The following is a 14,448-nucleotide window of genomic DNA, read 5'->3' as shown; positions in this document are numbered from 1 at the left end:
ACCCATCTCGTCCGGCGCGGTCGACGGGCGCGGTCCCGCCGCTCGCCTAGGGTGGAGCCATGGCGGCAACGGCGGACTTCGTGGTGATCGCCAACCGGTTGCCCGTGGACCGGGTGGTCCAGCCCGACGGCAGCACCACCTGGCGCACCTCCCCCGGCGGCCTGGTGACCGCCCTCGAGCCCGTGATGCGCCGCAACGGCGGAGCCTGGATCGGGTGGCACGGCGCTCCCGACGAGAAGCTGCGGACCTTCGAGCACGACGGCATCACGCTCGTCCCGGTGCACCTCACGAGCCAGGAGTACGAGGAGTACTACGAGGGCTTCTCCAACGGCACGCTCTGGCCGCTCTACCACGACGTCGTCGCCCCGCCGGAGTTCCACCGCGAGTGGTGGGACTCCTACGTCGAGGTGAACCGGCGCTTCGCCAAGCGGGCCGCGAAGGTCGCGCGCAGGAACGCCGTGGTGTGGGTGCAGGACTACCAGCTGCAGCTCGTGCCGCAGATGCTCCGCGAGCTCCGGCCCGACCTGCGCATCGGCTTCTTCCTGCACATCCCGTTCCCGCCGAACGAGCTGTTCCAGCAGCTGCCGTGGCGTCGCTCGATCCTCGAGGGCCTGCTCGGTGCCGACCTCGTCGGCTTCCAGCTGCCCGGCGCCGCGCAGAACTTCGTGCGACTCGTGCGGCAGCGCGTCGGCAACAAGACCCACCGTGACACGGTCTACCTCGACGACGGCCGGATCGTGACGGCCCGCGCCTACCCGATCTCCATCGACTCCGCCGGCTTCGAGGAGATGGCCCGACGACCTGAGGTGGCGGCCCGGGCCGCGGAGATCCGCGAGAGCCTCGGCAACCCGCGCTGCGTGCTGCTCGGCATCGACCGCCTCGACTACACCAAGGGTCTGCGGCAGCGGCTCCGCGCCTTCGGCGAGCTCATCACCGAGGGCTCCGTCGACGTCGAGGACGCGGTGTTCGTGCAGGTGGCCACGCCGTCGCGCGAGCGGGTGGGCCAGTACAAGATCCTGCGCGACGACATCGACCGGCTCGTGGGCCGCATCAACGGCGACGTCGGCCGCATCGGCGCCCAGCCGATCACGTACCTGCACGCGTCGTACCCGCGCGAGGAGATGGCCGCGCTCTACCGGGCCGCCGACGTCATGGTCGTGACACCGCTGCGCGACGGCATGAACCTGGTGGCCAAGGAGTACGTGGCGTGCCGCTACGACGACGACGGCGCGCTGGTGCTCAGCGAGTTCGCTGGCGCAGCGGCCGAGCTGCGCCACGCCTACCGGGTGAACCCCTACGACATCAACGGCCTCAAGGAGGCCCTGGTCGAGGCCATGCAGGCGCCCGAGAAGGAACGCCACCGCCGCATGAAGGCCATGCGCAAGCAGGTGGTCGAGAACGACATCGACACGTGGGCCAACAGCTTCCTCGACGACCTGCGCAACGTCAGGCGCACGCACGACAAGACGCCCCGGCCCGCGCGGAGCAACCCCGAGACGAGCACGCGTCGGCGCTGACGGTCAGCCGAAGAGCCGGTCGAACGCGTCGATGCCGACGAAGAAGCCGACGATGCCGATGACCCAGCTCATCATCGAGCCCGTGCGCGCCGACATCCAGGCGTCGGCCCGCTCGAGCCACGGCTCCACGAGTCGGGAGGCCGCGACTCGGAGCACGAGGAGGACGAGGGCCGGCAGCACCATGACGAGCACGTAGCCCACGAGCACGAGCAGCTGGACCGGACGGTCGACGTCGGCACGCGAGAGCAGGCCCATGGCGGCCAGGTACGGGAGCATCGTCGCGACCTCGAGCACGGTGGCCACGAGCGCGATGCCCATGGTCGTGCGCACGGGGACGCCCTCGCCCTGCAGTGCCGCACGCCAGCGTCTGGCGCGCGGACTCGGTCCGGACTGCTCCTTGGCCTTCTTCTCGACGCGGAAGCTCCAGAGGAACAGCCCCACGCCCACCACGAGCTGGGCAATCGTGAGCGGCCGGTTGTCCGCGAGCGCTCCACCGAGGTCGGAGGCCGCCTCCACGGCGACGTCGATGCCGAGGAGCAGCAGGACGCCGACCGCGTAGTAGAAGACCACGACGGTCCCGAGGAACAGCAGCACCCGACCCGGCCGAACTCGCGGCGCGAGCAGCATCCAGAGCGGGATGAGCAGCGTGCCGAAGCTGGTGCTGTCGACCAGCGCGAGGCCGGCCAGGCCGGCGAGCTCCGCCCACGTCATGCGCTCCCCCTCCCGCGCGCCACGTCGCGCGCCCCACGCCGACCGTGCCACATCGCATCGCGTCACGTCATCTCGCCCACCGTCCCGCCGTGCCGGCCGGGTCCGCGCACCCTGCACGGGTGATCGGAGGCACGGAGATCTCACACCCGCACGGAGAGCAACCCGTGCAGGGGTGAGGAATCCGTGCGGAACGGGAGATTCCCAGGTCGACCTGGGAATCGTCGAGACGCGTGGGACCGCCGGTGGCCCCGGCCTCGCCTAGCCTGACCGCCATGACGTCGACGCCGCTGCCCCCGCGGGTCCGGCGCGGCTACGCGCTCGGCAGCGTGGCCACGGGCACCTTCGGCACGGTCCCGGGACTCCTCCTCCTGCCGTACCTGACCGACACGCTCGGCATCGCCGCCGTCGTCGCCGCGGTGATCGTCTTCCTGCCGAAGGCGTGGGACGTGGTGCTCAACCCGATCGCGGGGCGCATCAGCGACGCCTCGACGCACCCCCAGGGCCGACGCCGCCCCTTCCTGCTGCGGGGCGGGCTGCTGCTGGCGGTGTTCTTCGCGCTCATGTTCGCCGGACCCACGGAGCCGTCGGTGCTGGCGGGCGCCTGGGTCGTGGTGATGTTCCTGGGCTGCGCGAGCGCGTACGCGTTCTTCCAGGTGCCGTACGTGGCGATGCCGGCGGAGATGACGTCGGACTACGCCGAGCGCACCCGCCTGATGACGTGGCGGGTCGCGGTGCTGGCGCTCGCGATCCTGCTCTCCGGCGCCACGGCTCCGATGGTGGTCGACGCCGTGGGCGACGGCGACTCCGACGCTGCGGGGTACCGCGTCATGGGCGTCTACGTCGCGGTGCTGCTGGCGCTCGGCGTCGTCGGTGCGTGGCGTGGCACCCGCGACGCGCCCCGGCTCGACGTCGCGCCGCCATTGGGCGGTCTGCGCGAGCAGCTCGCCCTCGTGTCGGGGGACCGCGACTTCCGCGCGCTGCTCGGCTGCTTCGTCCTCCAGGCCCTCGGCGTCGGCGCCATGCTCGCCGGCGTGGCCTACGTGGCGGACGAGCTGTTCGACTCCGCGGCCGCCTCGACGTTCCTGTTCGCCTCGTTCGTGGGCCCGGCCCTCCTCGTGACCCCGCTCTGGGAGCGGTTGTTCGCCGAGCGCGGCAAGCGTGCCGGGTACACCGTCGCCACGCTGCTGCTCGTCGTCGGCGCCCTCGGCCTGCTCGCCGCCCGTGACGCCACGGCGGTGGTCGTCTACCCCGCCGCAGCCCTGGTGGGCATCGGCTACGCCGGCGCCCAGGTGTTCCCGATGGCCATGCTGCCCGACGTCGCGGCGCGCGACGCCCGCCGCAGCGGGCAGAACCGCATCGGCGTGTACACCGGCGTCTGGACCGCCGGCGAGACGCTCGGCCTCGCACTCGGCCCAGGACTGTTCGCCCTGGTGCTCGCGGTCGGCGGGTACGTCTCGTCCACGGGCGGGCAGGACGTCGCGCAGCCCGACTCGGCCCTCACCGCGATCACCCTGGGGTTCTCGCTGGTCCCCGCCGCGATCATCGCGCTCAGCCTCCTGCTGCTGCGCCGCTACCGCCTCGACGAGGAGCTCGCCCGTGCCTGACTCTTCCCCCAGCCATCCCACTCCCGAGGCCGTCATCGCCGAGCTCGAGGAGCTGCGCGCCGGCGACCTGCCCACGCACGGCGGCCGCACCCTGGCGTACGTCTACGACTCGGGCATCGCCGAGGCCGACGAGCTCGGCCGCCGGGCGCTCGCGATGTACGGAGCGACGAACGGGCTCGACCCCACCGCGTTCCCGAGCCTGCTGCGCATGGAGCGCGACCTCGTGACCTTCGCGCGCGACGCGCTGCACGGACCGCCCGAGACGGTCGGCACCGTCACGTCGGGCGGCACCGAGTCGATCCTGCTCGCCGTCAAGGCCGCGCGCGACGCCTCGCCCGTCGACCGCCCGGCCATGGTCGTGCCCACCACGATCCATGCCGCGTTCCACAAGGCCGCCCACTACTTCGGGGTGGAGCTCGTGGCGGTCGACGTCGACCCGCGGACCCGTCGCGCCGACGTCGGCGCGATGGTCGAGGCGATCGACGGGCTCGGCGAGCGCGTGGTGCTCGTGGCGGTGTCGGCGCCCTCGTACGCCCACGGCGTCGTCGACCCGGTTCCCGAGATCGCCACGGAGACGTCGGCGCGAGGCCTGCGGCTCCACGTGGACGCCTGCATCGGTGGCTGGGTCCTGCCGTGGGTCGACGACGCTCCGGCGTGGGACCTGGCGGTCCCCGGCGTCACCAGCGTCTCGGTCGACCTGCACAAGTACGCCTACGCGCCCAAGGGCGTCTCGCTGCTGCTGTTCGCCGACCCCGCGCACCGGCGCGCGCAGTTCTACGCGAGCGCCGACTGGCCCGGCTACACGATGCTCAACTCCACCGTGCAGTCCACCAAGTCCGGTGGACCCCTCGCGGCGGCGTGGGCCGTGGTCCGCTACCTCGGCGACGACGGCTACGCCCGACTCGTGCGCCAGACGATCGACGCCACCCGCGCGCTCGCCGACGGCATCGGCGGCATCGACCACCTGCACGTGGTGGTGCCGCCGGACTCGACGCTGCTGTGCGTCGGCGCCGACGACGCGCTCGACGTGTTCACGCTGAGCGACCGCATGCTCGCCCGCGGCTGGTTCGTGCAGCCGCAGATGTCGTGGCGTGACGAGCCGGCCACGCTGCACCTGACGATGTGCGCCGCCACCGCCCCGCAGGTCCCGCAGCTGCTGGAGGACCTCGCTGCCGCGACGGCCGACGCGGTCGCGGCCGGTCCGGTGACGGTCGACGCCGAGCTGCGCGCCGTGGCCGAGTCCCTCGACCCGGCCACGCTGGACGACGCGACGTTCGACCTGCTCCTGCAGACCGCGGGCCTCGGTGACGGCAGCGGCGAGGTGTCCGTGCCGCAGGAGATGGCGCCGGTGAACGCCCTGCTCGACGTCGCGCCCCCGCGCCTGCGCGAGGCCCTGCTCGTCGCGTTCCTGGACCGCCTCACCCGGTGAGACATGGACCGGGGTCCGACCCCAGGGAACGCCGACCCGGCACATTCAGGACGACGACCCGCGCCGTGCGCGGAAGGCGAGGGAGAGCACCAGGGCCAGCGCCGTGGCGGTGACGGTCACCGCGAACGCCGGGGTGTGGCCGCCGAGGTCGGCGAGGCGGCCCGCCACCGTCGAGCCGAGCGCGTACCCGATGCCCGTGGCACCGGCGAGCAACGTCATGGCGGTGCCGACGCGCTCGGGCTCGACCACGGATCCAGCCATCGCGAAGTTGCTGATCATGTACGGCGCCACCGCGAAGCCCAGCAGGGCGATCACGGCGACGAGCTGCCCGATGGTCTGCACCAGGAGAAGCGGCACCGACAGGACGAGCAGCGCGGACGCGGACGCGACCATGCGCGTCGGGTAGCCGATGCGCTCGGGCAGGGCGGCGATCGCGAGGCCGGCGATCGCGCTGCCGACCCCGAGCGTCGCGTGGATGAGACCGGCCTGGCCGGGCTCGCCCGCGGCGGTGGCCAGCACGGTGGACCCCGTCTGCGTGGCACCGAACAGCATGCCGATCAGCATCTGGGCGAGAGCGAGCACGACGAGGACCCCGGTGATCACGGGCGCGTCGGACCGGACGGCCCCCGGTTCGGGTCGGGTGAGCGCGGCGGTGGGGTGGAGTGCGAACCACGACCCGAAGGCCACGAGCAGCCCCGCAGCCACCAGCAGCGCGTCGCCCGGGGCCACCACGACCGCCAGCAGCCCGACCGTGGCGGGGCCGAGCACGAAGGAGACCTCGTCGGCCGCTCCTTCGTAGGAGAACGCCGCGTCGACGAGCCGGCGCTGGTCGGGAGCGCGACGGGTGATCGGCTGCCACCGCACGCGGGCCAGCGGACCGATCTGGGGCGTGGCGAGCCCGGCCAGGGCCGCCACCACGATGATGGCGGCAGGTGACGCGTCGGACTGCGTCGTCCACACGATCGCCGCGAGTCCTGCCCCTCCGGCCCACGACTGGGCGAGCACGACGGGACGCTGACCGATGCGGTCCGCCAACGACCCGAAGAACGGTGCACCGACGGCGTTCGCCACGGCGAGGGCGCCGGCGGCCGCACCGCCGAGCGCGTAGCGACCCGTGGCCCCGCTGACGAGGAGCAGCGTGCCCATCTGGCTCATGGCAAGCGGAACTCGCCCGAGGAAGGCTACGACGACGTAGGCGGGCCCGACGATCCGCAGCAGCGTGCGGTACGCGGTGATGGCTGACACTGCGCCCCAGAGTCTAGGGCGCGCCGTTCTCGGAACGCCATCGCCCTCACGAGGTCGCCGGACGGGCGACCACGTCCCGATCCTGCCTAGGGTGAGGTCATGCCGAAGTCGTTGCACGAGCTCGTCGCACCCGACTGGGCCGAGGCCCTGGCGCCGGTCGCCGACGACGTGACCCGGATGGGCGAGCTCCTGCGGGCCGAGACCGAGGCCGGCCGACCGTGGCTGCCCCACGGCGACGCGATCCTGCGGGCGTTCCGGGAACCGCTCGCCGACGTGAAGGTGCTCGTCGCCGGCCAGGACCCGTACCCGACGCCCGGTCACGCCATGGGTCTGTCGTTCTCGGTCCACCCCGACGTGCGCCCCCTTCCCCGCAGCCTCGCCAACATCTACACCGAGCTCGAGGCCGACCTGGGCATCCCCCGCGCGCCCCACGGGGACCTGACGGCGTGGTCGGAGCAGGGAGTCCTGCTGCTCAACCGGGTGCTGACGGTGGGGGCCGGCGCCCCGGCCAGCCACCGCGGGATGGGCTGGGAGCGCGTCACGGAGCAGGCGATCCGGGCCCTCGTGGCCCGCGACCGGCCGCTCGTCGCGGTGCTCTGGGGGCGGGACGCCCAGAAGCTGCAGCCCCTGCTGGGCGACACTCCCGCGGTCGCGAGTGCCCACCCCAGCCCGCTCTCCGCATCGAGGGGGTTCTTCGGCTCGCGGCCGTTCAGCCGCGTCGACGCGCACCTCCTCGAGCTGGGCAGCGCACCCGTCGACTGGCGGGTCCCGCCGATCCCACCGACCGCGGCGCCTACGCTGCAAGGATGAGCACTCCGACCGTCCGCGATCGCGCCGTGGTCATCGACCAGGCGTTCGCCGTCCTCCAGCGGTGGGGGCTGCGCCTCGTGGTGCTGGCCGCCGCCGTGTACGTGCTCGGCTGGATCGTCGGGCACCTCTGGATGGTGTTCTTCCCGCTGTCGCTGGCCCTGCTCGTGGCCACCGTCCTGGCGCCCCCGGTCACCTGGCTGCGTCGGCACAAGGTGCCGAGCAGCCTGGCCGCGGCCCTCGTCATGATCGGCTTCATCGCGGCGATCGTCGGTGCGATCGCGGTGCTCACGCCCCAGGTCGCAGGTCAGGCGCCGGCCATCGCCTCGCAGGCCTCCGACGGCCTGCAGCGGGTGCGCGACTGGCTCACCGACGGACCGCTGCAGCTGTCCGACGGACAGATCACCCGCGCCATCAGCGCCGTGCAGGACAAGCTGCAGGAGAGCGCCGCGGCCATCAGCTCGGGCATCTTCTCGACGTTGAGCGCCGCGACGAACGCCGTCATCAACCTGGTGCTGGTCCTGATGCTCACGTTCTTCTTCGTCAAGGACGGCCACCGCTTCCTCCCGTGGCTGGCCACGCTGGGCGGCCGCCGGGCCGGCGAGCACGCGACCGAGCTGCTCGGCCGCACCTGGAACACCCTGGGCGGGTTCATCCGCACCCAGACCCTGGTGTCCTTCATCGACGCCGTCATCATCGGCATCGGTCTGACGATCCTGGGCGTGCCGCTCGCGATCCCCCTCGCGGTCATCACGTTCTTCGGCGGCTACATCCCGATCGTCGGCGCGTTCGTCAGCGGCATCCTCGCGGTGCTCGTGACGCTGGTGACGAACGACTTCAAGGCCGCCGTGATCGCCGCACTCATCGTGCTGGCCGTCCAGCAGCTCGAGGGCAACGTCCTGTCGCCGTGGCTGCAGGGCAAGACCATGAACCTCCACGCCGGGGTCGTGCTGCTGTCGGTCACCGCCGGCGGCACCCTGTTCGGGGTCACGGGCGCGTTCCTGGCCGTGCCGGTCGCGGCGGCCACCGCCGTGCTGCTGCGCTACATCAACGAGCAGATCGACGACGGCGTGGACCCCGAGGCTCCGCCCGAGGACTCCCACGCCGCGGCACTGCTGGCCGAGGGCAAGGTCGCCGACGACGCGGACTGACGTCGGCGCGAGCCTGCCGCACCTGGTCCGTGGAAGCCGAAGAGCCAACCCCGCAGGTCGGGGTTGGCTCGTCAGTGCTGTGCTGTGCGGTCGGGACTGTGCGGTCGGGGCTGTGCGGTCGATCGCCTTCGCGGGCCCGTCGCGCCGGCCCGTCGGCCAGGCCGGATCGTCAGGCTACGTCGTCAGGCTGGGACGTCGGCGGAGCGCTGCAGGATCGCGGTGCGCTCGTGCTCGGTCAGTCCGCCCCACACGCCGTAGGGCTCACGCGCGGCGAGGGCGTGCTCGCGGCACTCGGTGATCACGGGGCAGGTGCCGCAGACCGCCTTGGCGGCGGCCTCACGGTCGCGACGTCGCGAGCCGCGCTCGGCGTCGGGCGAGAAGAACCGCGCCGACTCCAGGCCCTGGCACGCGCCCTGGTACTGCCACTCGTAGACCTCCTGCAGCGGAAGCGGCAGGTTCTTGAGGTTCGCCATGATGGGCTCCTTCGCTGCATGGAGAGTGAGATCGGGGGTCGATCTCGGGGTTGTTCAGAACGTACCCCGAACTTGTTCAGGTTGGCAAGCGGGTGAACAAGTTCTATAGTTGAGGCATGACACCGCCCGATCCGAGCACCGCGCAGCGGCAGGAGATCCTCCTGTCCGTCGGTGAGGTCGCGGCTCGTCTCGGGGTGCCCGCCTCCACGTTGCGCACGTGGGAGCGCCGGTACGAGCTCGGCCCCACCGCCCGCAGCAGTGGTGGCCACCGCCGCTACGACGCCACCGACGTCGAGCGGCTCGAGCGCATGAACCTGCTCATCAGCAGTGGCCTCGGGCCCGCGGCCGCGGCGCGCGCCGCACTCAGTGGCGACCCCGTCGAGGTCGACGGCGACGCCGCCGACTTCGGTGACGCCATCGTGGCCGCCACCCGGGCGTACGACGCCGAGGGCTTGCGCACGCTGTTCACGCGCAAGCTGGAGGATCTCGGCACCCTCCACGCGTGGAGCGACCACATCGCGCCGAGCATGCGACGCATCGGTGACGAGTGGTACCAGGGCAACATCGGCGTCGACGGCGAGCACCTCGTCAGCGACGCGCTGCACACCGCCCTGCGGGCCCGCTTCGCCGCCCGACGCCTTCGGCACCAGGACCACCGCCCCGTTCTGCTGGCCTGCGCCGAGGACGAGCACCACGTCCTGCCCCTGCTCGCCCTGCAGTGCGCCCTCGCCGAGGAAGGCGTCGGCTGCCACATGCTCGGCCAGCGCACGCCGTTCAGCGCCATCTCGGCCATGACCCTGCGCCTCCGACCCGCGGCCGTCTTCCTCTGGGCCTCGATCGTGCACTTCGACGCGGGCGCCCTGTCGTCGGTCGTCGACGCCGCCGGCGACCAGTCCGAGCTGATCCTCGGCGGGCCGGGGTGGAGCGTCGACAGCCTCCAGGTCGCGACCGACCTGGCCGAGGCCGTCGCGGCCGTGAAGAACGCCATCGCCCTGCACCCCGTCGACGCGTGACCGGCGCCCCTCCCACCGTTCTGACACGATTGACGACGTGGCCGACCTGACCTTCCGCGGACGCCGCGTCGTCCAGGACCGGGCCCTCGTGATGGCGATCGTCAACCGCACGCCCGACTCCTTCTACGACCGCGGCGCCACGTACGACCCCGCCGTCGCGCTCGACGCCGTCCGGCGCGCGGTCGACGACGGCGCCGACGTCGTCGACATCGGCGGCGTGAAGGCCGGCCCGGGCGACGCGGTCGACGCCGCCGAGGAGGTGCGGCGCACCATCCCGTTCATCGAGGCGGTGCGCGAGGCCGCGCCCCACGTCGTCATCAGCATCGACACGTGGCGCGCCGAGGTGGCCGACGCCGCCGCCGCAGCCGGCGCCGACCTGCTCAACGACACGTGGGCCGGGCACGACCCCGACGTCGTGGCCGTGGCCGCTCGACACGGTCTCGGCTACGTCTGCTCCCACACCGGCGGGGCGCTCCCCCGCACCCGCCCCCACCGCGTCCGCTACGACGACGTCGTGGCCGACGTCGTCGCCACGACCACCCGGGCGGCGAAGGCCGCGGTCGAGGCCGGCGTGCCACGTGAGGGCGTGCTGGTGGACCCCACCCACGACTTCGGCAAGAACACGTTCCACAGCCTCGAGCTGGTGCGCCGCGCCGACACTCTCGTCGCCACCGGCTGGCCGGTCCTCATGGCCCTGTCCCGCAAGGACTTCGTGGGCGAGACGCTCGGCCTCGGTCCCGACGACAGGCTGGAGGGCACCCTCGCGGCCACGGCCCTCACCGCTGCCGCCGGGTGCGCCATGTTCCGCACCCACGACGTGACGGCCACCCGGCGCGTGCTGGAGATGACGGCCACCCTGCGCGGTGAGCGACCGCCGACCAGGGCGGTGCGCGGCCTTGCCTGACCTGCAGCCCTGGTTCGCCACCCACACCCACGCCGCGTCCGCCCCGCTCGGCGACCTGGTGGCGGCCAAGCGTGGACGCCGCGTCGGCGTGGTGCTGCCCGCCCGCGACGAGGCCACGACGATCGGCGAGATCGTGCGACGCGTCCGCACCGCCTGGTGCGACCTCGTGCCGCTGGTCGACGAGGTGGTCGTGGTCGACTCCCGCTCCAGCGACGACACCGCCGCCGCGGCACGCGAGGCCGGAGCCGTCGTCGTGACCGCCGAGGACCCCGATCCCGCGTTCGACGGTGGCAAGGGATCGGCCATGCGCACCGGCATGGCCCACCTGACGAGCGACGTCGGCGTCTTCCTCGACGCCGACGTGCGCGGCTTCGACCCCGCCTTCGTGGCACGACTCGTCGGCCCCCTGCTCACCGACCCCTCGCTGGTGCTCGTGAAGGCCTTCTACGACCGCCCGACGCACGACGGCGGCGGTGGACGGGTGACGGAGCTGGCCGCCCGGCCCGAGATCGCGCGACGAGCACCCGAGCTGGCCGGCTTCGTGCAGCCGCTCGCCGGGGAGTGCGCGTTCGTCCTCGACGCGTTCGTCGACCTGCCCGTGGTCAGCGGCTACGGCGTCGACGTCGGCATGCTGCTGCAGGCGGTGCGCAAGCACGGCCTCGACGCGACGGCACAGGCCGACCTGGGCCGCCGCGAGCACGACCACCAGGGCCTGCGCGCCCTCGGGCGGATGGCGCTCCAGGTGCGCGCGGCATTCGACCTGGTCCTCGACGACCGCGACGTCGTGGTCGACGAGCGCTGGGTGCCCGGCCGTGACGCCGACGGCGCCGCGACCCTGGTGGCCGAGCGGGTGGAGACGCGCCTGCTCCCTCCGCCCGGCGCCGGGGCTACCAGCTCGACTTCGTGATGCCCGGCAGCTCGCCCCGGTGCGCTCCCTCGCGGAACCGGATGCGCGAGAGTCCGGCGACCCGCAGGTGGCCCCGCGGCCTGCCGTCGACCTGGTCGCGGTTGCGCACCCGAGACGGGGAGGAGTCACGCGGCAGCCCGGCCAGGGCACGCGAGGCCTCCATGCGCTCGGCCATGGACAGCGACGTGTCCCGGGACGCGGCGCGCAGGGCGTCACGTCGTTCCCGGTAGCGCTCGACGACCTCCTTGCGGCGCTCGTTGGCGACGATCTTGCTGCGCTTGGCCATCAGCGCTCCTCCTTGAACTCGACGTGCCTGCGGATCCTCGGGTCGTACTTGCTCAGCACGAGCCGGTCGGGGTCGTTGCGACGGTTCTTGCGCGTGACGTAGGTGGTGCCCGTGCCCGCCGTGGATCGCAGCTTCACGATGGGCCGGACGTCGTTGCCCCGCCCCCTCGACGATCCCGCCATCAGAGCCTCTCCCCTCGAGCGAGGATGTCGGCGACCACGGCGTCGATGCCGCGCACGTCGACGGTCTTGATCCCTCGGGCACTGAGCGTGAGCGTGACGTGCCGGCCGAGGGTCGGCGCCCAGTAGCGCTTCTTCTGGACGTTGACGTCGAAGCGCCGCTTGGTGCGCCGGTGCGAGTGGGACACGTGGTGGCCGAAGCCCGGGGTGGCCCCGGTGACCTGGCAGGTGCGCGACATGGCGACCTCCTGTGTAGAATGACAATCGTTCTCATCAGCCTACCGGAGACGTGACGTGAAGAAGAACCAGCACCCCCGCTACGACGAGGTCGCCTTCCGCGACCGCTCGGGCGACCTCCTGCTCGTGACCCGCTCGACGCTGCCCGAGCGCCTCCCTGCCGACCACGGCGCAAACGGCCGCCCAGGGCCCGGCACCCCTGCCAAGACGGTCGACGTCGACGGCCGCACCCTGCCCGTGGTCGACGTCGAGGTCTCCAGCGCCAGCCACCCGTTCTGGACCGGCCGCGGCCGCGTGGTCGACACCGAGGGACGGGTCGAGCGCTTCCGTCGCCGCTACGGGCAGGTCGACGCATGAGCCCCGTCGGCCGCGGACGCCGGCGCGTCCTCTCGCGCACCACCCCAGCCGTGCTCGTGACCGGCGTCGACGAGGTGGCCATGGAGGCCGTCACCGTGGGCCTCCAGTTCGACCTTCCCTCGGCCGTCGTCGTGCGCCACGTGCTCGACGTCGAGTCCCAGCGGCTCGTGCGCGTGGTCAGCGACTGCACCGGCGTCCTGGAGCGGCACGTCCACGAGCTGGAGCACGCCTGCGTGGCCTGCGCCCTCCGCGAGGACGTGGTGCCCACGATGGAGCGCCTCGCAGCCAGCGGTCGCTGGGGCGCGGTGGTCGCCCACCTGCCGGTGGCGGCCGAGGCCCTGCAGGCCTGCCGGGTCATCGAGACCTACGTGCAGGCCGCGCCGCACGTGCACGTGGCGGCCGTCGTCGCAGCCCTCGACGGCCGGACCGTGCTCGCCGACCTGCTCGGGGACGACCTGCTGCACGAGCGCGACCTGCACACGAGCGAGGACGACTCCCGCGGCGTCGCCGAGACGGCCGCCGCGATCGTCGAGTACGCCGACGCCGTCGCGCTCACCGGACCGTGCGACCCCGCCGGGCTGGACCTGCTGCGTGCGCTCGCTCGTCCGGGCGTCACGGTCGTCGACGACCCGTCGGCGCTCGACGCCACGCCGCTCGTGGCCGGAGCGCACCGCCACGACGTCACGGAGGCGTGGGTCGACGTCGTGCGACGCGACGAGCTGCCGCTGCACGGCTCCCGCTACGTGTGGACGCTCGACCTCCGCTCCGACCGCCCGTTCCACCCCGGACGCCTGCTCGAGAGCATCGAGAAGATCGGCGGCGGGCCACGTCGCTCGCGCGGTTCGTTCTGGCTGCCGAGCCGCCCCTCCGACGTCTGCGTGTGGGACGGGGCGGGCGGACAGCTGAGCGTCGGGACGGCCTCCCCGTGGGGCACCGACACGCCCCTGACCCGCATCGTCGTGCACGGCCTGGCGTCGGGACCGCTCGCCAGCAGCCCCGACGACGTGCAGGAGGCCTTCGAGCACTGCCTGCTCAGCGACGCCGAGCTGGCCGACCGGGGCCCGTACTGGGAGGTCGCCTCCGACGGCCTCGAGCCCTGGCTCGGCGACGTCCGCCGCGCCGCCTGAGCCGTACCCATCGCCGCCCAGGGCCCGGCACCCCTGCCGGGTCCGCCCACCGCCCAGGGCCCGGCACCCCTGCCGGGTCCGCCCACCACCCGATCGAAGGAGCCCCATGGCCGTCCCCAAGCGCAAGACCTCGCGCAGCAACACCCGCCACCGGCGGTCGCAGTGGAAGGCGACGCCCGCCGACCTCGTGCCCGTCACCGTCGAGGGCCGCACGGTGCGGGTGCCGCGCCGGCTCGTCAGGGCCGTGCACCGCGGCCTGGTCGACGTCGACCGTCTCTGACCCACCGCCCCCGAGCCTGTCTGAGCCTGTCGAAGGGTCGGGGGCCCGAACCCGTCCCACCCACAGGAGGAACCATGAAGGTCCGCAACTCCCTGCGCTCGCTCAAGAACCAGCCCGGCTCGCAGGTCGTGCGCCGACGCGGGCGCACCTACGTGATCAACAAGCAGAACCCGCGCCTGAAGGCCCGCCAGGGCTGACGACCTCCGGACCCACCACGGTTC

Annotated in this window: 18 protein-coding genes; 12 read left to right on the top strand and 6 right to left on the bottom strand. The window is 73.0% G+C overall.

What is annotated here, in order from left to right; translation table 11 throughout:
- The first annotated feature begins 59 nt into the window (after positions 1–59).
- Positions 60–1,517 carry a trehalose-6-phosphate synthase gene (locus NBW76_RS04360; protein WP_056556226.1) on the top strand — a complete coding sequence of 486 codons (1,458 nt, stop codon included), beginning with the start codon at positions 60–62 and terminating at the stop codon, positions 1,515–1,517.
- A 3-nt stretch (positions 1,518–1,520) separates the two neighbouring features.
- Here the strand turns inward: NBW76_RS04360 and NBW76_RS04355 are convergent, their stop codons facing one another.
- Positions 1,521–2,228, bottom strand: a complete 708-nt coding sequence (locus NBW76_RS04355) for a GAP family protein (RefSeq protein WP_056556230.1) — start codon at positions 2,226–2,228, stop codon at positions 1,521–1,523.
- Between the two features lie 272 nt (positions 2,229–2,500).
- Between NBW76_RS04355 and NBW76_RS04350 the strand changes: the two genes are divergently transcribed.
- Together NBW76_RS04350 and NBW76_RS04345 are read left to right on the top strand one after the other, a co-directional pair.
- Entirely contained in the window at positions 2,501–3,832 is a 1,332-nt protein-coding gene (locus tag NBW76_RS04350; RefSeq protein ID WP_056556232.1) for an MFS transporter, read from the top strand.
- Positions 3,825–5,261 (top strand): aspartate aminotransferase family protein, encoded by a 1,437-nt coding sequence (locus NBW76_RS04345; RefSeq protein ID WP_056556235.1) that lies wholly within the window; start codon positions 3,825–3,827, stop codon positions 5,259–5,261. The genes NBW76_RS04350 and NBW76_RS04345 overlap by 8 nt, the downstream gene beginning before the upstream one ends.
- Before the next feature lie 45 nt (positions 5,262–5,306).
- Here NBW76_RS04345 and NBW76_RS04340 read toward each other — a convergent pair whose 3' ends face one another.
- Entirely contained in the window at positions 5,307–6,506 is a 1,200-nt protein-coding gene (locus NBW76_RS04340) for an MFS transporter (RefSeq protein ID WP_055963531.1), read from the bottom strand.
- A gap of 99 nt (positions 6,507–6,605) precedes the next feature.
- Here NBW76_RS04340 and NBW76_RS04335 point away from each other — a divergent pair, with 99 nt between their 5' ends.
- The gene (locus NBW76_RS04335) at positions 6,606–7,316 is read left to right on the top strand and encodes a uracil-DNA glycosylase (RefSeq protein ID WP_055963527.1); all 711 of its coding nucleotides are present in this window, start codon (positions 6,606–6,608) and stop codon (positions 7,314–7,316) included.
- The gene (locus NBW76_RS04330) at positions 7,313–8,464 is read left to right on the top strand and encodes an AI-2E family transporter (protein ID WP_056556238.1); all 1,152 of its coding nucleotides are present in this window, start codon (positions 7,313–7,315) and stop codon (positions 8,462–8,464) included. The genes NBW76_RS04335 and NBW76_RS04330 overlap by 4 nt, the downstream gene beginning before the upstream one ends.
- A 182-nt stretch (positions 8,465–8,646) precedes the next feature.
- On the opposite strand, the gene NBW76_RS04325 is transcribed toward NBW76_RS04330, so the two are convergent.
- Entirely contained in the window at positions 8,647–8,937 is a 291-nt protein-coding gene (locus NBW76_RS04325; RefSeq protein ID WP_055963520.1) for a WhiB family transcriptional regulator, read from the bottom strand.
- A 116-nt stretch (positions 8,938–9,053) separates the two neighbouring features.
- On the opposite strand from NBW76_RS04325, the gene NBW76_RS04320 reads away from it, so the two are divergent.
- From NBW76_RS04320 to NBW76_RS04310, 3 genes are read left to right on the top strand one after another with little or no spacing between them, the layout of a single operon-like run.
- A complete protein-coding gene (locus NBW76_RS04320; protein WP_056556241.1) occupies positions 9,054–9,950 on the top strand; it encodes a MerR family transcriptional regulator in 897 nt (298 codons plus the stop codon).
- A 37-nt stretch (positions 9,951–9,987) separates the two neighbouring features.
- Positions 9,988–10,854, top strand: a complete 867-nt coding sequence (gene folP, locus NBW76_RS04315; protein ID WP_055963514.1) for a dihydropteroate synthase — start codon at positions 9,988–9,990, stop codon at positions 10,852–10,854.
- Positions 10,847–11,761: a glucosyl-3-phosphoglycerate synthase gene (locus NBW76_RS04310; protein ID WP_162237282.1), complete on the top strand. Its 915-nt coding sequence runs from the start codon at positions 10,847–10,849 to the stop codon at positions 11,759–11,761. The genes folP and NBW76_RS04310 overlap by 8 nt, the downstream gene beginning before the upstream one ends.
- On the opposite strand, the gene rpsN is transcribed toward NBW76_RS04310, so the two are convergent.
- From rpsN to rpmB, 3 genes are read right to left on the bottom strand one after another with little or no spacing between them, the layout of a single operon-like run.
- Positions 11,742–12,047 carry a 30S ribosomal protein S14 gene (rpsN, locus tag NBW76_RS04305; RefSeq protein WP_055963508.1) on the bottom strand — a complete coding sequence of 102 codons (306 nt, stop codon included), beginning with the start codon at positions 12,045–12,047 and terminating at the stop codon, positions 11,742–11,744. The two genes, NBW76_RS04310 and rpsN, sit on opposite strands and share 20 nt — an antisense overlap.
- On the bottom strand, positions 12,047–12,229 hold the full coding sequence (gene rpmG, locus NBW76_RS04300; protein WP_055963505.1) for a 50S ribosomal protein L33: 183 nt from the start codon (positions 12,227–12,229) through the stop codon (positions 12,047–12,049). The genes rpsN and rpmG overlap by 1 nt, the downstream gene beginning before the upstream one ends.
- Complete coding sequence (rpmB, locus tag NBW76_RS04295; protein ID WP_055963502.1) at positions 12,229–12,465, bottom strand: 50S ribosomal protein L28; 237 nt, start codon at positions 12,463–12,465, stop codon at positions 12,229–12,231. The genes rpmG and rpmB overlap by 1 nt, the downstream gene beginning before the upstream one ends.
- A 55-nt stretch (positions 12,466–12,520) precedes the next feature.
- Between rpmB and rpmE the strand changes: the two genes are divergently transcribed.
- The 4 genes from rpmE (at position 12,521) to ykgO (ending at position 14,424) form a co-directional block, all read left to right on the top strand.
- Positions 12,521–12,820: a 50S ribosomal protein L31 gene (gene rpmE / locus NBW76_RS04290; RefSeq protein ID WP_056556244.1), complete on the top strand. Its 300-nt coding sequence runs from the start codon at positions 12,521–12,523 to the stop codon at positions 12,818–12,820.
- Entirely contained in the window at positions 12,817–13,947 is a 1,131-nt protein-coding gene (locus NBW76_RS04285) for a GTP-binding protein (RefSeq protein ID WP_055963495.1), read from the top strand. The genes rpmE and NBW76_RS04285 overlap by 4 nt, the downstream gene beginning before the upstream one ends.
- Before the next feature lie 106 nt (positions 13,948–14,053).
- Complete coding sequence (gene rpmF / locus NBW76_RS04280; RefSeq protein WP_055963491.1) at positions 14,054–14,227, top strand: 50S ribosomal protein L32; 174 nt, start codon at positions 14,054–14,056, stop codon at positions 14,225–14,227.
- A 74-nt stretch (positions 14,228–14,301) separates the two neighbouring features.
- Positions 14,302–14,424: a type B 50S ribosomal protein L36 gene (gene ykgO, locus NBW76_RS04275; protein ID WP_023645249.1), complete on the top strand. Its 123-nt coding sequence runs from the start codon at positions 14,302–14,304 to the stop codon at positions 14,422–14,424.
- Positions 14,425–14,448: the final 24 nt, after the last annotated feature.

Source organism: Aeromicrobium sp. Leaf245, assembly GCF_942548115.1.
Taxonomy (GTDB): Bacteria; Actinomycetota; Actinomycetes; order Propionibacteriales; family Nocardioidaceae; genus Aeromicrobium.
This window is presented reverse-complemented; position numbering and strand designations above follow the sequence as displayed.

Coding starts and splice junctions, on each gene's coding strand:
- NBW76_RS04360 (WP_056556226.1), top strand. CDS start 60: ATGGCGGCAACGGCGGACTTCGTGGTGATCGCCAACCGGTTGCCCGTG.
- NBW76_RS04355 (WP_056556230.1), bottom strand. CDS start 2,228: ATGACGTGGGCGGAGCTCGCCGGCCTGGCCGGCCTCGCGCTGGTCGAC.
- NBW76_RS04350 (WP_056556232.1), top strand. CDS start 2,501: ATGACGTCGACGCCGCTGCCCCCGCGGGTCCGGCGCGGCTACGCGCTC.
- NBW76_RS04335 (WP_055963527.1), top strand. CDS start 6,606: ATGCCGAAGTCGTTGCACGAGCTCGTCGCACCCGACTGGGCCGAGGCC.
- NBW76_RS04330 (WP_056556238.1), top strand. CDS start 7,313: ATGAGCACTCCGACCGTCCGCGATCGCGCCGTGGTCATCGACCAGGCG.
- NBW76_RS04325 (WP_055963520.1), bottom strand. CDS start 8,937: ATGGCGAACCTCAAGAACCTGCCGCTTCCGCTGCAGGAGGTCTACGAG.
- NBW76_RS04320 (WP_056556241.1), top strand. CDS start 9,054: ATGACACCGCCCGATCCGAGCACCGCGCAGCGGCAGGAGATCCTCCTG.
- rpsN (WP_055963508.1), bottom strand. CDS start 12,047: ATGGCCAAGCGCAGCAAGATCGTCGCCAACGAGCGCCGCAAGGAGGTC.
- rpmG (WP_055963505.1), bottom strand. CDS start 12,229: ATGGCGGGATCGTCGAGGGGGCGGGGCAACGACGTCCGGCCCATCGTG.
- rpmB (WP_055963502.1), bottom strand. CDS start 12,465: ATGTCGCGCACCTGCCAGGTCACCGGGGCCACCCCGGGCTTCGGCCAC.
- NBW76_RS04285 (WP_055963495.1), top strand. CDS start 12,817: ATGAGCCCCGTCGGCCGCGGACGCCGGCGCGTCCTCTCGCGCACCACC.
- rpmF (WP_055963491.1), top strand. CDS start 14,054: ATGGCCGTCCCCAAGCGCAAGACCTCGCGCAGCAACACCCGCCACCGG.
- ykgO (WP_023645249.1), top strand. CDS start 14,302: ATGAAGGTCCGCAACTCCCTGCGCTCGCTCAAGAACCAGCCCGGCTCG.